The organism is Rhizobacter sp. P3_C12 (assembly GCF_056402735.1).
The window spans coordinates 25,064-41,000 of record NZ_JBFUGW010000022.1 but is presented as its reverse complement, the minus strand read 5'-3'; the positions used below and the strand labels follow the sequence as shown (position 1 = coordinate 41,000).

The following is a 15,937-nucleotide window of genomic DNA, read 5'->3' as shown; positions in this document are numbered from 1 at the left end:
GGCAGGCTGTGGGGCGACTTCTGGGGCGACGGAGAAGATTGGTTTCGGGGGTGGCGCGCGCCAGCGCGCTTCGTAGACATACTCATCGGCTGTGTTTGACCACAACGAACGAAGTGAGTGACGGGAGTTTGCCGATGCACCCCCGAAGCCGATCTTCTTCGTGCAGTCGGCCCGCCAGGGCCGACCGCTCCAGCTGAGCCCCCACAGCCTGCCCCCGGCCGCCCCGCCCACGCGCCGGAAACAAAAGCGTCAACCCTGTGCGCCGTCGACCCGCACCCCATGCAGATCCCGCACGCTGCGCTGCCCCGTGGCCCCATGCGCGCCAGCCCGGTCCAGCAGCAGCGCCTGCAGCCCGGCCGCCATCGCGCCCTCGTAGTCGAGCGTCGGCGAATCGCCGACCATCAGGCACTCGCCCGGCGCCATGCCCAGGTGCCCGGCAACCCGCAGGTAGGCCTGCGGATGCGGCTTGCTGACGCCAGCCTCCTCGCCGATCGCGACATGGTCCACCGCGTCGCCCAACCCGGTCGCGGCCAGCTTGCGGCGCTGCCCGTCGGCCGGGCCGTTGGTCAGGATGGCCAGCCGCAGGCCGTCGCGGCGCAGGCGCTCGAGCGTCGGCCACGCATCGTCGTACAGCTTCGGGCTGTCGTTCACGCAGTCCATGAACACGCGGTTCAGCTGCGCCACCAGCCCCTCGCGCGGCACCAGGCCGAGGCGGTCGAACGGGTCGGCAAAACGCCGCATCCGGTACTCCTGGCGCGTCAGCCGGCCCTGCTCGAACTGGACGAACAACGGCCGGTCGACCTCGCCGCAGGCCTGCAGGAACGGCGCCGCGGCAATGCCTTCGTCGACCAGCACCTCGGCGAGCAACCCGTGCGCGACCAGGCGCGTCGACGCGAAGTCGATCAGCGTGTCGTCCAGGTCGAAGATCACCAGCTTCGTCCGCTCTGTCGTCATCTTGATTCGCCCTCGATTCGCCCCGGATCGTCCCAGACCGGCCGCAGGCCGATCGTCGTCGTGCCCAGGCGCCCCCACTTGCCGCGGCTCGCGCGGATCCGCAGGTGGCCCGCATCCTTGCTCCACGCCCCGCCCTTCACCACCCGCTCCATCGGCTGGCCGGCATCGCGGTCGTGCAGGTCCTGGCACCACTCGCCCAGGTTGCCGGCCAGGTCGAACAGCCCGAGCTCCGACGGCGGAAAACTGCCGACCACGCTGGTGCCGCCGAAATGCTCGTCGAAATTCGCCAACACCGGGCTCGGCGGCGCATCCCCCCACGGGTAGACCCGCAGCGGATCGTTGTTCGATGCCACCGCCTCCCACTCCGCCGCCCACGGCAGGCGGGCCCCCAGGTGCGCGCAGATCAGGCCGGCCGCCGCCCAGTTCAGTCCGAAGACGGGATGCTCGTCCAGCGCGGGGCGGCAATGCCAGCCGACCCCGTCGCGGTCGAAGGCCAGCGGGTTGCGCGGGTTGCAGACGTTGACGAACCGGTAGCCCTCGCCGGTCTCGGGCGGCATCTGCATCTCGTTGAGGATCTCGGCGGCCACGCGGCAGGTCAGCAGCGTGCGGGCGACGCGCAGGCGCCGCCCCGCCAGCGGGCCGGATGCCACCGTGAAGCCGACCGCGTCGTTGAGGTACTGCTCGATCATCGTGCTTGTGTTCTCACCGCCTCCTGCACCTCGTCGATCAGCGCCAGCTGCGCCTCGCCCAGGTGTTCCCGCCAGCCATTCTCCACGTCATCCAGCGACCGGTACGACGAGAACAGCCCGCCGCGCGTCTCGGCCTGCCGCGTCTGGATGAAGGCCGCGGCATCGCCGGCCGCCTCGGCGCCGAGGAAGGACACCAGCTCCCCCACCACCCGTGCCGGCTCGCGCGAAATGTCGGCCAGCTCCACGCTCAGGTGCTCGAAGTGATGCAGGCAGCGCCGCGCGAGCTCGTAGCGCAGCGCCACGCTCATCGCGACCACCTCGGTCGTGCGCATCGCCGTATCGGCGCGCGCGACCCGGCTCACATAACCCGGAACCTCGCGCATGAACGCGCCGGTGACGAGCTCGGAGTAGCTCCACAGCGTCGTCAGCTTGCTGCGCAGCACCGACGAGACGATGGCCCGCGGATCGCGCCGCAGGAAGATCACGCGCAGCTCCGGCAGGAAGGCCTTCAACCAGCCGAGCTTGCCGAACAGGCAGGTGTCCTTGAAGCCGATCACGCGGCCGCGGCGCGATTGCCCGAGGTAGTCCTTCAGCTCCAGCAGGAAACTGCGCACCGTCTCGTCGTCGCGCAGGCTGGCGTGCAGCAGCGCGGGGTCGTGGTCGTCGGCGCCCCACGGCACCAGGTCGTGCTCGCGGAAGAAGCGCGTGTGCATCGACAGCGGCTCGTTCAGGCATTCGATGCCGGCGCAGGATTGCAGAACGTCGTTCAGGAAGTTCGAGCCCGAACGGTGGTGCGCCATCACGAGGAATGGGGGGCGTCTGTCCGATGGCCGCTGCTCCGATTGCTGCGGTTCTCCGTGAACTACCGGCGTGCGCGCCATCGAATCCCTATTGCAACTATTGTTCTTCAATCGTACGCTTGGCTCGAATTGCACTGCAATCCTCAGTGTGAGGGGAGGGGCTGATGAACTCACCAGAAGTTGCAGCGCCATCGAAAGGCATGGGCCGCCTGCCGCTGGTGATTGCCGCCGTCGCGCTGGCCGTGGGCCTCGTGACCGTGTCGATGACCTGGCGATACCGCACGACGCAGGCACATCGCCCGGCCGCGATGGCCGTTCGCCTCGCGCTGTCCAGCACGCCGCACGCCGCGTTGCTGATGCTGGCGGCCGAGAAGGATTATCTGCGCGACGAAGGCCTCGACGTCAGCATCGTGCCGGTCAGCCACGGCAAGATGGCGCTCGACCTGCTCGGGCGCGGCGAGGTCGACCTCGCCACGGCGGCCGAGGTGCCCTTCGTCACCGCGGTGCTCGACGGCCAGCCGATGAGCATCCTCGCGAGCATGCTGAACGTCTCCGACGAGATGGCGGTGGTCGCGCGGCGCGATCGCGGCATCGCGGCACCGGCCGACCTGGTCGGCAAGCGCGTCGGCGTGCCGCGCGGCACCAGCGCCGACTACTTCCTGTCGGCCCTGCTGATCCGCCACCGGTTGCCGCGCAATGGCGTGACGCTGGTCGACCTGCCGCCCGGCCGCCTCGCCGACGAGCTGGCGCGCGGCCGCATCGATGCCGCCTCCACCTGGCAGCCGGTGCGCCGCGATGCGGAATCGGCGCTCGGCGCGCAAGGCATCACGTTCACCGCGCCGGCCGCCTACACCGTGAGCCACGTGGTGGTGGGCCGCAGCGATTACCTGCGCGAACATGCCGAGATGTCGCGCCGATTCGTGCGCGCGCTGCTGAAGGCCGAGCGCTTCAACCGGCTGCATGCGGACGAGTCGCTGGCCATCGTCGCGCGCCGCCTCAAGGTGGAACCCGCCACGCTGCAGCCGGGCTGGAAGTCGCTCGCCTTCCGCGTGAACCTGCTGCAGTCACAACTGGTCACACTGGAAGATGAAGCCGACTGGACCGTCACCGGCGCCGCCGCCGCGTCGGCACCGACGCCCAATTTCCTGCCCCACCTCTACCTCGATGCCTTGCTCGAGGAGCAACCCGACCGCGTCACCGTGGCGCACTAGATGACGCAAACCGAATGAAGATCAGTGCGAAGGGCTGGCTCGCCACGACCACGGGCCTGGGCACGATCGCCCTGCTCGCCGTGATGATCTGGTGGGCCAACGGCGAGGTCGAGACGGCCGACCAGCAGCGCCGGCGCATGTCGGATGTGGCCCGCGTGCTGAACGATCTGCGGCTCGTCACCTTCGAGTACGTGCTGTACCGGAACCAGCGCGCCTACGAACAGGAGCGCCAGGTGGCCGAGCGGCTCGAGCACGCACTGGCAGAGCCGATCTTCGCCGAGCCGGAGCCCCTGGAAATCCTCGCCGACCTGCGCCGGCGCAGCACCGAGACGCGCCAGCTGTTCGAGGAGCTGCAGGCCAACAGCAACCAGCGTACCGTCGACGAGAACACGCAGAGGCTCTATGAGGAGCTGATCTCGCGCAAGCTGCTGGTGCTGCACCAGGAGAGCCTGGTCGATACCTTTCGCCTGCTGGATTTCTCCAATGCGCGCATCGCGTGGGCGCAGCACCGGGTGGTCATCGTGATCGTGGTGGGGCTGGCGCTGATCGCGCTCGCCACGATCGCGGCCGGCTGGCTGATCCACCGCGGCGTGCTGGTGCCGATCCAGCGCCTGCAGCAGGCCACGCGCGAGGTCGCGTCCGGCAACTGGGCGTTCCGGCTCGACATCGGCGGCCACGACGAGATCGGCGAGATGTCGCGCAACTTCGATGCGATGACCACCACGCTGCGCAACTCGTTCGTGCAGATCGAGCGCAGCAACCAGGAGCTGGCGGCGCTCAACCACGAGATCGAGTCGTTCAGCTACTCGGTGTCGCACGACCTGCGGGCGCCGCTGCGCAGCATGGACGGCTTCTCGCTCGCGCTGCTCGAGGACTACGGCGACCGCCTCGACGACGAAGGCCGCGAACACCTCTCTCGCATCCGTGCCGCGAGCCAGCGCATGGGCCGGCTGATCGACGAGCTGCTCGGGCTGTCGCGGGTCACGCGCACCGAACTGGTGCTGCGCAACGTCGACCTCGGCGCGATGGCCCGCGACATCGCGAGTTCGATGCAGAAGATGCACGCGGAGCGCGCCATGCGCTGGGAGATCGACGAGGGCCTGACGGTGCATGCCGACAAGTCGCTGATGCAGATCGCGATGCAGAACCTGCTGGAGAACGCGTGGAAGTTCACGTCGAAGACCGCCGATGCGGTGATCCGCGTCGGCAGCACCGTGAAGGACGGCCGCCCGGTGTGCTTTGTCGGCGACAACGGCGTAGGCTTCGACATGACCTACGCCGACCGCCTGTTCGGTGCCTTCCAGCGCCTGCACCATGAGACCGAGTTCCCGGGCACCGGCATCGGCCTGGCGATCGTCCACCGCATCCTGCGGCGCCATGACGGCAGCATCTGGGCCGAGGCCCGGCCCGGCCAGGGCGCCACCTTCTACTTCCACCTCCCTGGAGCCCCGCGATGAGTGAACAGAAGGCCATCCTGCTGGTCGAGGACAACGACGACGACGTCGCGCTGACGCTGCGCGCCTTCAAGCGCAGCCACCTGATGAACCCGATCGACGTCGCGCGCGACGGCGTCCAGGCGCTCGACTACCTGTTCGCGCGCAACGCGCACGAGCACCGCGCGTCGCAACCGCTGCCCGCGCTGGTGATCCTCGACCTGAAGCTGCCGCGGCTCGACGGCCTGGGCGTGCTGAAGGCGATCCGCGCCGAGGAGCGCACGCGCCTGCTGCCGGTGGTGATCCTGACCTCGTCGAAGGAGGAGCAGGACCTGGTGTCGGGCTACTCGCTCGGCGCCAACAGCTATGTGCGCAAGCCGGTCGATTTCGTCGAGTTCATCGAGGCGGCGAAGGTGCTCGGCTTCTACTGGCTGATGATCAACCAGTTGCCGCCGGACCGTTCGCACGCCTGAGCCGAAGTTTCGAGGCCCCCGCACGATGAGCATGCCGGTCAACATCCTGGTGGTGGAGGATTCCGAGGACGACGCCCGGCTGGTTGCCCGCGTGCTGAGCCGCGGCGGCTTCGCCCCCACCTGCAGGCGCGTGCAGAGCCTGGCCGCGTTGCAGGAGGCCTTCGACCAGCAGCGCTGGGACGCCGTGCTGTCGGACTTCCGCATGCCGCAGTTCAGCGGCATCGAGGCGCTGCAGGCCTTCCGCTCGCGCGACCTCGACATCCCGTTCATCTTCGTCTCGGGGACCATCGGCGAGGAGATCGCGGTCGAGGCGATGAAGGCCGGTGCGAGCGACTACGTGATGAAGCAGAACCTCGCGCGGCTCGCCCCGGTGCTCAAGCGCGAGCTGGCGCAGGCGGTGATCCGCGCCGAGCACCGCCAGGCGCAGCGCGACCTGGAGCTCAGCCGCGACCGCTACATGGATCTCTACGAGCTGGCGCCGGTGGGCTACCTGACGCTCGGCGCCGATGGCCGCATCGAGCAGCTGAACCTGAACGGTGCCGACATGCTGGGCCTGCGCCGCGATGCCTCGGCCGGCCTGCAGTTCGCCGACTTCGTCAACCCGGTGGAGCGCGAGCGCTGGGCGGCGCATTTCGAGCGCGTGCTGCAGGAGGGCACTCGCCAGCGCCTGGAGCTGGCGCTGCAGCGCCCCGATGCCGACGCGCTGCACGTGCAGCTCGACTGCATGCGCGTGGGCGGCCTGGGAGCGGACACGCCGAGCATCCGCGTCGCGATCACCGACATCCACGAGCGCAAGGAGGCCGAGTCGGAGTTGATCCGCTACGAGGCCCAGCTGCGCCATTCGCAGAAGATGGAGTCGATCGGCACGCTGGCCGGCGGCATCGCGCACGACTTCAACAACATCGTCGGCGCGATCCTCGGCAACTCGGCGCTGGCGCTGGAGGCCGTCGGTGCCGACCACCCGGCCGGTGCGCTGCTGCGCGAGGTGCACAAGGCCAGCCTGCGCGCCCGCATGCTGGTGCGGCAGATCCTCACCTTCAGCCGTCGCGAGCCGCAGGAGCTGCAGACGCAGTCGCTGCGGCCGGTGGTCGACGAGACGCACCAGCTGCTGCGCGCCACGCTGCCGGCCGGCGTCGAGCTGCAGACGCGCATCGCCGACGACGTGCCGCAGGTGCAGGCCGATGCCACGCAGGTGCAGCAGGTGCTGATGAACCTCTGCACGAACGCCTGGCATGCGCTGCGCGGCGGTGTCGGCCGCATCTGCATCGGGCTCGACGGCGTGGAGCTGGACCCGGCGACCTGCCAGCGCCTCGGCGGCCTGCGCCCGGGCCGCCATGCGCACCTGTGGGTCAGCGACGACGGCGCCGGCATGGACAACGCGACCCGCGAGCGCATCTTCGAGCCGTTCTTCACCACCAAGCCGGTCGGCCAGGGCACGGGCCTCGGGCTGTCGGTGGCGCACGGCATCGTCGTCGCGCACCACGGCGCCATCGCGGTCGACAGCGAGCCGGGGGTCGGCACCACGCTGCACCTGTACCTGCCGGTGGCCGACACGGCCGGGGCCGCGGCGCGCGCGCCGCGCGTCCAGCAAACCTCGGCAGGCCATGGCGAGCGCGTGTTCTACGTCGACGACGACGAGACGATGGTCATCATGGTCGAGCGCCTGCTGGCGCGCGCGGGCTACCGCGTGCGCACGTTCACCGAGGCGGCGCAGGCCATCGCCCAGGTGCGCGAGCACCCGCGCGAGGTCGACCTGCTGGTGACCGACTACAACATGCCCGGCAACTCGGGCATCGAGCTGGCGCGCGAGCTGGCGCGCATCCGGCCCGACCTGCCGGTGGTGCTCAGCTCGGGCTACATCACCGACGAGCTGCGGGCCGAGGCCCGCGCGGTGGGCGTGCGCGGGCTGCTCGAGAAGGAGAACACCTTCGAGGAGCTGGGCGCGCTGATCGCCCGCATCCTGGCCGGCCCGCCGGACGCCCTCAGGGCAGGCGAGCCAGGCGCTGCCTGAGCAGTTCGCGCAGCGCGCCGGCATCGACCGACGTGAACACGTCGACCGGCGTGCCGAAATCGTCACGGGCCAGCGCGATGCGCTTCGCCGACAGGTGGCCTTCGGTGAGGCCGGGCCGCCAGTCGACCTCGACCCGGCAGCGCTCGGAAGCGAACAGCTCCGGCGCGATCAGCCAGGCCACCGGGCAGGTGTCGTGCAGCAGCGGCCTGTCGCGGCGGAAACCGCGGATCAGGTCGCGCGCGACCGGGCCGCAGCGGTTGCCGAGCGCGCCCAGCGACTCGACCCAGTCGGCCGGCATCGCCGCCTGGCGCGTCACGTCGAGCCCGAACAGCAGCACCGGCGCGCCACTGCCGAGCACGGTCTGCGCGGCCAGCGCATCGGCGTGGAAGTTGAACTCGGCGGCCGGCGTGATGTTGCCGTCGCAGAACGCGGCACCACCCATCACGAGCACGCGCTTCGCGCGCTGCAGCAGGCCGGGGCGCTTGATCTCGGCCAGCGCCAGGTTCGTGAGCGGCCCGATCGCCACCAGCGTCAGGCTGCCGGCCGGCTCGCGCAGCAGCGCCTGCTCGATCACGTCGACCGCGTGCTGCGTGGTGGCGGAGCGGCTGCGCGGCAGCTCGACGCCGCCCAGGCCGTCCTCGCCGTGGACGGTGTTGGTGCGGGCCCGCGGCATCGTCAGCGCGTGGCTGCAGCCGGCGTGCACGGGCACGTCGTGCCGGCCCGCCAAATCGAGCACGCGGCAGGCGTTGTCGGCGGTCATCTCGACCGTGCGGTTGCCCGCCACGGTGGTGACGCCGGTCAGGTCCAGTTCCGGCGCGCCGGCCGCCAGCAGCAGCGCGAGGGCATCGTCGATGCCGGGGTCGCAATCGATGAGGATCGGCGTCGGGGTGTTCATGGCGGTCATTGTGCAGCGGCGGCAGCACGCAGTTGCGGCGCGACGAACTGCGGCATCACCTGCGCGGCGCTTCAGCGCTCCTTCACATAGGCCCGGCCGAGCGCGCGCGGCGCCTCGGCCCGGCCGAAGAAGCCGGCCAGCAGCACCACCGTCAGCAGGTAGGGCAGCGCCTGGATCAGCTCGACCGGCACGCTGCCGAGGCCAGGCAGCTCGACCCCCTGCAGCCGGATCGCGACCGCATCGAGAAAACCGAACAGCAGGCAGGCGACGGCCGCGCGCAGCGGGTGCCATTTGCCGAACACCATCGCGGCCAGCGCCATGAAGCCGCGGCCGGCCGTCATGCCGGGCGTGAACGACGCGTTCTGCGCCAGCGCCAGGTAGCCGCCCGCCGCACCGCACAGCGCGCCGGCCAGCAGCACCGCGCCGTAGCGCAGCGCGCCGACCGAGATGCCGGCCGCATCGACCATCGCCGGGTTCTCGCCGACCGCGCGCAGCCGCAGCCCGAAGCGCGTGCGGTACAGCAGCCACCACGAGGCCGGCACCAGCGCCACGGTGACCCACACCAGCAGGTTGTGGCGCAGCACGCCCTCGGCCAGCAGCGGGCCGACGACGGGCCAGCCCTGCACCGCGTTCGCGGCGCCGGGGAACAGCGCCATGAAGCGGCTGGCATCGCCGATGTTCGGCGTGCGCCCGCCCTGGTGGAACCACACCAGGCCGAGCACCACGGTGAGGCCGGCGGCGATCACGTTCAATGCCACGCTGGAGACGATCTGGTCGCCGCGGTGCGTGACGCAGGCCCAGGCGTGCACCAGCGCGAGCAGCGTCGACACCGCGATCGCGCCCGCCATCGCCGGCCACGCCGGCCAGCCGATCGCGCCCAGGCAGGCGGCGGCGAACGCGGCCGCGAGCATCTTGCCCTCGAGACCGATGTCGATCACGCCGGCGCGCTCGCTGAACACACCGGCCAGCGCGCAGAGCACCAGCGGCACGGCGATGCGCAGCGTCGCGCCCAGAACCGATGCGACGATCAGCCAGTCATCGGTCATGCCGCGCTCCTCGCCAGCCGCCCATACACCCACGCCACCGGCGGCCGCAGCATCAGCGACAACGCGCCGCAGAACAGCACGACGAAGCCCTGCACCGCCACCGACATGTCGCGCGTGAAGGCCGGCATCTCGAACACCAGCTCCGAGCCGCCCTGCGCCAGCGCGCCGAACAGCAACGCCGACAGCACGATGCCCACCGGATGGTTGCGCCCCATCAACGCGACCGCGATGCCGGTGAAGCCGGCGCCGGCGACGAAATCCAGCAGCAGCTTGTGGTGCACGCCGGCGATCTCGTTGACGCCGACCAGCGCCGCGAGCGCGCCCGACAGGCACATCGCGATCACCGTGAGCCGCCGCGGGTCGATGCCGGCATAGCGCGCCGCATCGCTCGCCAGGCCCACCGCACGCAGCGCATAGCCGAGCCGCGTGTGCCACAGCAGCGCCCACAGGCCCACGCAGGCCAGCAGCGCGAGCCCGAACGCGAGGTTCAGCGGCGTGTCGGGCCACTCGATGCCCATGGCACTGAACATGGCCTGCGCGCTCGGCAGCACCGCGCCCGGCGCGAACAGCCGCGACTCCACCGCCTGGTTGCCCGCCACCTTCACGACGTTGACCAGCAGCCACACCATCAGCGTCGACGCGAGGAAATTGAACATGATCGTCGTGATGACGATGTGGCTGCCGCGCCGCGCCTGCAACCACGCCGGCACGAACGCCCACGCGGCCCCCGCGGCCAGCCCGCCGGCGATCGCCAGCGGCAGCAGCAGGGCCGGGGCGAGCCACGCGTCGCCCGCCAGCAGCACGAGGCCGACGCCCAGCCCGCCGACCGTGCCCTGCCCCTCGGCGCCGATGTTGAAGTGCCCGCAATGGAAGGCCACCGCCACCGCCAGCCCGGTGCAGATGAAGTTGGTCGTGTAGTACAGCGTGTAGCTCCACGCGAGCTCGCTGCCGAACGCGCCCTGCACCAGCAGCTGCACCGCGGTGAACGGGTTCTGCCCGATCGCCCAGACCACCAGGCCGGCGGCGAGCAGCGCCATCGCGACGTTCAGCACCGGCAGCAACAGCACGTCGATCCAGCGCGGCAGCACCGCAGGCACGTGCTTCATGCCGGCACCCCGGTCGCGCGGGCATCGCCCATCAGGCAGCCGAGCCGCGTCTCGTCCGCCTCGTCGCGCGCGACCTCGCCGGTGATGCGCCCGCCGCTCATCACGACGATGCGGTCGGACAGCGCGAGGATCTCGTCCAGCTCGGTCGACACCAGCAGCACCGCGCAGCCGGCATCGCGCAGCCCGACGATGCGGCGGTGGATGTATTCGATCGCGCCGATGTCGACGCCGCGCGTCGGCTGCCCGATCAGCAGCACGCGCGGCGCGCGCCGGAACTCGCGCGCGAGGATCAGCTTCTGCTGGTTGCCGCCGGAGAACTTCGACGACGCGAGCCGCTCGTTGCGCGGCCGCACGTCGAACTCCTCCATCATCTGCCGGCACTGCGTGCGCGCCTGCGCGCCGGCGATGAACGGGCCGCGCTGCAGCGCCGCGTCGTCCACATAGCCGAGCAGCGACGACTCCCAGGCCTCGAAGCCGAGCACCAGCCCGAGGCGGTGGCGGTCTTCCGGCACGTGCGCGATGCCGAGCTCGCGCAGCCGGTGCGGGTTGCCGGGATGGCTGGCGTCGATGTCGACCTGGCCACCGTCTTCGCGTGCGATGCGCAGCCGCCCCTGCTGCAGCGGCTGCAGCGTGCTCAGCAGCGCCAGCAGCTCGCTCTGCCCGTTGCCCGAGACGCCGGCCACGCCGACGATCTCGCCGGCATGCAGGTCGAGCGACACGTCCTGCAAGCGCAGCACGCCACCGGCATCGCGCCAGCTCAGGCCTTGCGCCTGCAACCGCAGCTCGCCGCGCTCGCGCGCGAGACGCGCGCCGGAGCGCTGCACCTGGCGGCCCACCATCAGCTCGGCCAGTTCGGCCTCGCTGGTCTGCGCGGTCTCGCGGTCGGCGACGACGCTGCCGCCGCGCATCACCGTGACGCGGTCGGTCACCGCCAGGATCTCCTTCAGCTTGTGCGTGATCAGCAGCACCGTGACGCCGCGCGCCTTCAGCGTGGCGAGCACGCGGAACAGCGCTTCGGTCTCCTGCGGCGTCAGCACGCCGGTCGGTTCGTCGAGGATCAGGATGCGCGCGCCGCGGAACAGCGCCTTCAGGATCTCGACCCGCTGCAGCACGCCCACCGGCAGCTCGGACACGCGGGCATCCGGGTCGACGACGAGCCCGAACTCCTGCTCCAGCCGCTGCAGCTCGCGGCGCGCCGCGGCCAGGCTCTTCGACAGCGCGAAGCCCTGCTCCGCACCGAGCACCACGTTCTCGAGCACGGTGAAGCGGTCGACCAGCATGAAGTGCTGGTGCACCATGCCGATGCCGTGCGCGATGGCGTCATGCGTGCCGCGCAGCGCGACCGGCTTGCCGTCGATCGCGATGCTGCCCTCGTCGGCCGGGTAGAAGCCGTAGAGGATGCTCATCAGCGTCGACTTGCCGGCACCGTTCTCGCCGACGATGCCGTGCACGCTGCCGCGCTGCACCGCGAGGTTCACGCCGCGGTTGGCGTGCACCGCGCCGAAGGTCTTGTGGATGCCGCTCAGTTCGACGGCGAGGTCGGGGCTCAAGGTGCGCAGTTTCAAGACATCAGTACTTGCAGCCGGCCTCGGGACTGTAGTTCGCAACCGATTGCTTGCCCGACACGATGTCGGCTTCCACCGCGGCGAGCTTCTTCTTCGTGTCGTCGCCCACGAGCTTCGCGTTGTATTGGTCCATCGCGAGGCCGACGCCCTGCTCCTTCAGACCGAGCACGACGAGGCCGGGCTTCCAGCTGCCGTTCTTCGCCGAGCTGACGAGGCCGTAGACCGCGTTGTCGACGCGCTTGAGCATCGACGACAGCATCGTGCCCGGCTGCAGGTGGTTCTGGTTGCTGTCGACGCCGATCGCGAGCTTGCCCTGGTCCTTGGCGGCCTGGTAGACGCCGATGCCGGTGCCGCCGGCGGCCGCGAAGACGACGTCGACGCCGCGCGAGAACTGGGCCTTCGCGAGTTCGCCGCCGCGCGTCGGGTCGCTCCAGGCCGACGGCGTCGTGCCGGTCATGTTGCTGACGACCTCGACCTTCGGGTTCGCGACCTTCGCGCCCTGCTCGTAGCCGCACTGGAAGCGGCGGATCAGCGGCACGTCCATGCCGCCGACGAAGCCGACCTTGCCCGACTTGCTGGTCGTCGCGGCCAGCCAGCCGGCGAGGAACGAGCCTTCCTGGTCCTTGAACAGCACCGATTGCACGTTGGGCTGCTTGACCTCGGAATCGATGATCGCGAAGTGCACCTTCGGAAATTCCTTGGCCACCTTCTCGAGCGCCGACGCATGGCCGAAGCCGACCGCGATCACCGGGTCCGACCCCTTCTGCGCCATGCGGCGCAGCGCCTGCTCGCGCTGGGTGTCGTTGGAGATCTCGAAGTCGAGGTAGGCGGTGCCGGTCTCCTTCTTGAAGCGCTCGATGCCGTTGTAGGCGGCTTCGTTGAACGACTTGTCGAACTTGCCGCCGGCGTCGTAGACGATGGCCGGTTCGRCCTGGGCGGCGATGGCGGTGGCCGCGAAGGCCAGGGTGAAGGCGATGCGCTTCATTCGTGGTGTCCCTGAAAAATGGTGCGGATCATTCTCGCAAGAAGCGTGCACATCAACGGCCATCGCGTGACGGGGAAACCCGTAGCCCGGATGCCAATCCGGGATGTGTCGGACCAACCCCGGACTGGCATCCGGGCTACAGGCGAAATCCGTCAGGCAGCAACTCGCCGGCCGTCGTTTCGCGGCGTGCGCCTGCCAGGTTCGTCAGCAGCACCGGCAATTGCGGGCCGCCAAGCTCGAACATCACCTGCCGGCACGCGCCGCACGGCGAGATCGGGCCCGGGGTGTCGCCGATCACCGCCAGCCGTGCGAAACCGTCGACCGGCACGCCGGCCGCGATCGCGGTGAAGAACGCCGTGCGCTCGGCGCAATTGCACAGGCCGTAGGACGCGTTCTCGACATTGCAGCCGTGGAACACACGGCCGTCGGCGGCCAGCAGCGCGGCACCGACGAAGAACTCGGAGTACGGCGCGTAGGCGGCATCGCGTGCCTGGCGAGCCTCGGCGATCAGGTCATCGTCGGTCATGGGGTCGTCCTGGTGATGTGTTCGGCGATCAGTGGTGTCGGTGCGGGCGCGTGGTCGGTGATTGCGCAGGCGCTGCGCACCGCGGCGATGGCTTCGTCGGCCTCGGCGGCCGTGCGCGCGTGCACCCGGGCGAGCGGCGCGCCCGCTTCTACGCGGGTGCCGATCGGCAGCAGGTCCGACAGGCCGACCGACGGGTCGATGGCGTCGCCGCTGCGGCGCCGCCCGCCGCCGAGCGCGACGACGGCCATGCCGAGCGCACGCGTGTCGACCGTCGTGATGAAGCCTGCGCCGCCCGCCGGCACGTCGCGCACGATCGCGGCCTGCGGCAGCCCGGGGTTCGCAAGCACGTCGGCCGGCCCGCCCAGCCCCGCCACCATGCGCGCGAAGCGTTCGGCCGCCGATCCGCTGTCGAGTGCACGCAGCAGCCGCGCGCGTGCCTCGGCGTCATCGGCCGCCAGCCCGGCCTGCTGCAGCACCGCTGCGCCGAGCGCCATCACCACCTCGTGCAGCCGCACCGGCCGCGCCGTGCCGCGCAGGTAGTCCAGCGCCACCTGCGCCTCCAGCGCATTGCCGGCGGCCGGCGCGAGCGCCTGGTTCATGTCGGTCAGCAACACCTGCGTCGGCAGCCCGGCGCCGCAGCCGACCTCGACCAGGCTGCGCGCCAGCTCGCGCGCGCGCTCGATGTCCTGCATGAAGGCGCCGTTGCCGAACTTCACGTCGAGCACCAGCGCGCCCAGCCCGGCGGCCAGCTTCTTCGACAGGATCGAGGCGGTGATCAGCGGCACCGATTCGACGGTGGCCGTCACGTCGCGCACCGCGTAGAAGCGGCGGTCGGCCGGCGCGAGCGCATCCCCCGCACCGACGATCGCGACACCCGCCTCGCGCACGACGCGCCGCAGCTGCTCGACCGACACGCCCGCCCGGTAGCCGGGGATCGCCTCCAGCTTGTCGAGCGTGCCGCCGGTATGGCCCAGGCCGCGGCCGGAGATCATCGGCACGAAGCCGCCGCAGGCCGCCAGCATCGGGCCGAGCATCAGCGACACGGTGTCGCCGACGCCGCCGGTGGAATGCTTGTCGAGCACCGGGCCGGGCAGCGCTTCGGTGCGCCAGTCCAGCACGCTGCCGCTGCCGCTGTCGCGCATCGCGAGCGTCAGCGACACCGCCTCGTCCGTCGCCATGCCGCGCCAGCACACCGCCATCGCGAACGCGGCGATCTGCGCCTCGCTGACGGACTCGTCCGCGATGCCCTGCGCGAACGCGCGCAGCTCGGCATCACCCAACGCATGGCCGTCGCGCTTGCGGCGGATGATCTCCTGGGGCAGCACGGCAGCCATCAGTAGCCGCTGGCAGGCGCCACCGCCGGGCCGCCGTCGATGGCCGACAGCAGCACGGCCAGCAGGCTCGACGCGCCGAAGCGCAGCGTGCCGGGACCGAGGCGGTCGGCACCGTACACCTCGGCGGCGAGCGCGAGGTAGCGCTGCACGTCGGCGATCGTCGACACGCCGCCGGCCACCTTCAGCCCGGCGCGGGTGCCGTGCGCGCGGATCACCTCGCCCATCACCTGGACGGCCTGCGGCGTCGCGTTGACCGGTACCTTGCCGGTGGAGGTCTTCAGGAAGTCGGCGCCCTCGCGCAGCGCGATCTCGCTGGCCTGGCGGATCAGTTCGGGGCGCTGCAACTCGCCGGTCTCGAGGATCACCTTCAACGGCAGCGGCCCGCAGGCGCGGCGGCAGGCAGCCACCAGCGCCACGCCGGCCTGCGCATCGCCCGCCTGCAGCGCACGCCACGGGAACACCGTGTCGATCTCGTCGGCGCCGGCCTCGCGGGCCGCGGCGATCTGCGCCGCCACCACGTCGGGCGACGCCTCGCCGTGCGGAAAATTGACGACCGTCGCCACCCGCACCGCCGCCAGCCCCAGCGCATCCAGCCTGCGCTTTGCCGCCGGCACGAACGCCGGGTACACGCACAGCGCGGCCGGCGCACCGTGCGGTGTGCGGGCCTTGTCGGCCAGCGTCTCGATCGACGCCGGCGTGTCGTCGTCCTTCAGCGAAGTCAGGTCGAGACAGCGCAGCGCGAGGCGCGCGGCGTCGGCGGCGGGAAGCAGTGGCGTCTTCATGAGCCGATTGTGGCGCGTCCGTCCATCCTCAATCGAAGGGATGCGGCGGCCTCGGGGGCCAGCGACAGTCCCCTCTTCCGGGGGCCCGCTTCGTGCGGATTGGCAACAACTGCAACCGATCGAAGAA

Annotated in this window: 15 protein-coding genes; 4 read left to right on the top strand and 11 right to left on the bottom strand. The window is 70.9% G+C overall.

Annotation, left to right across the window (positions count from 1 at the left end; translation table 11 throughout):
* Nucleotides 1-249: 249 nt before the first annotated feature.
* From AC1DXV_RS06225 to AC1DXV_RS06215, 3 genes are read right to left on the bottom strand one after another with little or no spacing between them, the layout of a single operon-like run.
* Nucleotides 250-954, bottom strand: a complete 705-nt coding sequence (locus AC1DXV_RS06225) for an HAD family hydrolase (protein ID WP_477871829.1) — start codon at nt 952-954, stop codon at nt 250-252.
* A complete protein-coding gene (locus AC1DXV_RS06220) occupies nt 951-1,643 on the bottom strand; it encodes a formylglycine-generating enzyme family protein (RefSeq protein ID WP_477871827.1) in 693 nt (230 codons plus the stop codon). Before AC1DXV_RS06220 ends, AC1DXV_RS06225 begins: the two co-directional genes overlap by 4 nt.
* Nucleotides 1,640-2,443, bottom strand: a complete 804-nt coding sequence (locus AC1DXV_RS06215) for a sulfotransferase (RefSeq protein WP_477871825.1) — start codon at nt 2,441-2,443, stop codon at nt 1,640-1,642. Before AC1DXV_RS06215 ends, AC1DXV_RS06220 begins: the two co-directional genes overlap by 4 nt.
* A 164-nt stretch (nt 2,444-2,607) precedes the next feature.
* Between AC1DXV_RS06215 and AC1DXV_RS06210 the strand changes: the two genes are divergently transcribed.
* The 4 genes from AC1DXV_RS06210 to AC1DXV_RS06195 are packed head-to-tail and all read left to right on the top strand — an operon-like array spanning nt 2,608 to nt 7,571.
* Entirely contained in the window at nt 2,608-3,654 is a 1,047-nt protein-coding gene (locus AC1DXV_RS06210; RefSeq protein ID WP_477932877.1) for an ABC transporter substrate-binding protein, read from the top strand.
* A 14-nt stretch (nt 3,655-3,668) separates the two neighbouring features.
* Nucleotides 3,669-5,111, top strand: a complete 1,443-nt coding sequence (locus tag AC1DXV_RS06205; RefSeq protein ID WP_477932875.1) for a sensor histidine kinase — start codon at nt 3,669-3,671, stop codon at nt 5,109-5,111.
* Nucleotides 5,108-5,560 carry a response regulator gene (locus AC1DXV_RS06200; protein ID WP_477868412.1) on the top strand — a complete coding sequence of 151 codons (453 nt, stop codon included), beginning with the start codon at nt 5,108-5,110 and terminating at the stop codon, nt 5,558-5,560. Before AC1DXV_RS06205 ends, AC1DXV_RS06200 begins: the two co-directional genes overlap by 4 nt.
* Nucleotides 5,561-5,585: 25 nt before the next feature.
* On the top strand, nt 5,586-7,571 hold the full coding sequence (locus AC1DXV_RS06195; RefSeq protein WP_477932873.1) for a hybrid sensor histidine kinase/response regulator: 1,986 nt from the start codon (nt 5,586-5,588) through the stop codon (nt 7,569-7,571).
* Here AC1DXV_RS06195 and AC1DXV_RS06190 read toward each other — a convergent pair.
* The 8 genes from AC1DXV_RS06190 to deoC form a co-directional block, all read right to left on the bottom strand.
* Nucleotides 7,543-8,466: a nucleoside hydrolase gene (locus AC1DXV_RS06190; protein ID WP_477932871.1), complete on the bottom strand. Its 924-nt coding sequence runs from the start codon at nt 8,464-8,466 to the stop codon at nt 7,543-7,545. The genes AC1DXV_RS06195 and AC1DXV_RS06190 overlap by 29 nt on opposite strands.
* A gap of 71 nt (nt 8,467-8,537) precedes the next feature.
* Nucleotides 8,538-9,512: an ABC transporter permease gene (locus AC1DXV_RS06185; protein WP_477868406.1), complete on the bottom strand. Its 975-nt coding sequence runs from the start codon at nt 9,510-9,512 to the stop codon at nt 8,538-8,540.
* Nucleotides 9,509-10,618 (bottom strand): ABC transporter permease, encoded by a 1,110-nt coding sequence (locus AC1DXV_RS06180; protein WP_477932869.1) that lies wholly within the window; start codon nt 10,616-10,618, stop codon nt 9,509-9,511. The genes AC1DXV_RS06185 and AC1DXV_RS06180 overlap by 4 nt, the downstream gene beginning before the upstream one ends.
* Entirely contained in the window at nt 10,615-12,183 is a 1,569-nt protein-coding gene (locus AC1DXV_RS06175) for an ABC transporter ATP-binding protein (RefSeq protein ID WP_477932867.1), read from the bottom strand. Before AC1DXV_RS06175 ends, AC1DXV_RS06180 begins: the two co-directional genes overlap by 4 nt.
* Before the next feature lie 4 nt (nt 12,184-12,187).
* Nucleotides 12,188-13,168: a BMP family lipoprotein gene (locus AC1DXV_RS06170; protein ID WP_477932865.1), complete on the bottom strand. Its 981-nt coding sequence runs from the start codon at nt 13,166-13,168 to the stop codon at nt 12,188-12,190.
* Between the two features lie 136 nt (nt 13,169-13,304).
* Nucleotides 13,305-13,694: a cytidine deaminase gene (locus AC1DXV_RS06165; RefSeq protein ID WP_047510340.1), complete on the bottom strand. Its 390-nt coding sequence runs from the start codon at nt 13,692-13,694 to the stop codon at nt 13,305-13,307.
* The gene (gene deoA, locus AC1DXV_RS06160; protein WP_477932863.1) at nt 13,691-15,028 is read right to left on the bottom strand and encodes a thymidine phosphorylase; all 1,338 of its coding nucleotides are present in this window, start codon (nt 15,026-15,028) and stop codon (nt 13,691-13,693) included. The genes AC1DXV_RS06165 and deoA overlap by 4 nt, the downstream gene beginning before the upstream one ends.
* Nucleotides 15,028-15,810: a deoxyribose-phosphate aldolase gene (gene deoC, locus AC1DXV_RS06155; RefSeq protein ID WP_477870491.1), complete on the bottom strand. Its 783-nt coding sequence runs from the start codon at nt 15,808-15,810 to the stop codon at nt 15,028-15,030. Before deoC ends, deoA begins: the two co-directional genes overlap by 1 nt.
* Between the last annotated feature and the right edge of the window lie 127 nt (nt 15,811-15,937).

Coding starts and splice junctions, on each gene's coding strand:
- AC1DXV_RS06200 (WP_477868412.1), top strand. CDS start 5,108: ATGAGTGAACAGAAGGCCATCCTGCTGGTCGAGGACAACGACGACGAC.
- AC1DXV_RS06165 (WP_047510340.1), bottom strand. CDS start 13,694: ATGACCGACGATGACCTGATCGCCGAGGCTCGCCAGGCACGCGATGCC.
- deoA (WP_477932863.1), bottom strand. CDS start 15,028: ATGGCTGCCGTGCTGCCCCAGGAGATCATCCGCCGCAAGCGCGACGGC.
- AC1DXV_RS06225 (WP_477871829.1), bottom strand. CDS start 954: ATGACGACAGAGCGGACGAAGCTGGTGATCTTCGACCTGGACGACACG.
- AC1DXV_RS06190 (WP_477932871.1), bottom strand. CDS start 8,466: ATGAACACCCCGACGCCGATCCTCATCGATTGCGACCCCGGCATCGAC.
- AC1DXV_RS06210 (WP_477932877.1), top strand. CDS start 2,608: ATGAACTCACCAGAAGTTGCAGCGCCATCGAAAGGCATGGGCCGCCTG.
- AC1DXV_RS06205 (WP_477932875.1), top strand. CDS start 3,669: ATGAAGATCAGTGCGAAGGGCTGGCTCGCCACGACCACGGGCCTGGGC.
- AC1DXV_RS06185 (WP_477868406.1), bottom strand. CDS start 9,512: ATGACCGATGACTGGCTGATCGTCGCATCGGTTCTGGGCGCGACGCTG.
- AC1DXV_RS06180 (WP_477932869.1), bottom strand. CDS start 10,618: ATGAAGCACGTGCCTGCGGTGCTGCCGCGCTGGATCGACGTGCTGTTG.
- AC1DXV_RS06220 (WP_477871827.1), bottom strand. CDS start 1,643: ATGATCGAGCAGTACCTCAACGACGCGGTCGGCTTCACGGTGGCATCC.
- deoC (WP_477870491.1), bottom strand. CDS start 15,810: ATGAAGACGCCACTGCTTCCCGCCGCCGACGCCGCGCGCCTCGCGCTG.
- AC1DXV_RS06215 (WP_477871825.1), bottom strand. CDS start 2,443: ATGGCGCACCACCGTTCGGGCTCGAACTTCCTGAACGACGTTCTGCAA.
- AC1DXV_RS06195 (WP_477932873.1), top strand. CDS start 5,586: ATGAGCATGCCGGTCAACATCCTGGTGGTGGAGGATTCCGAGGACGAC.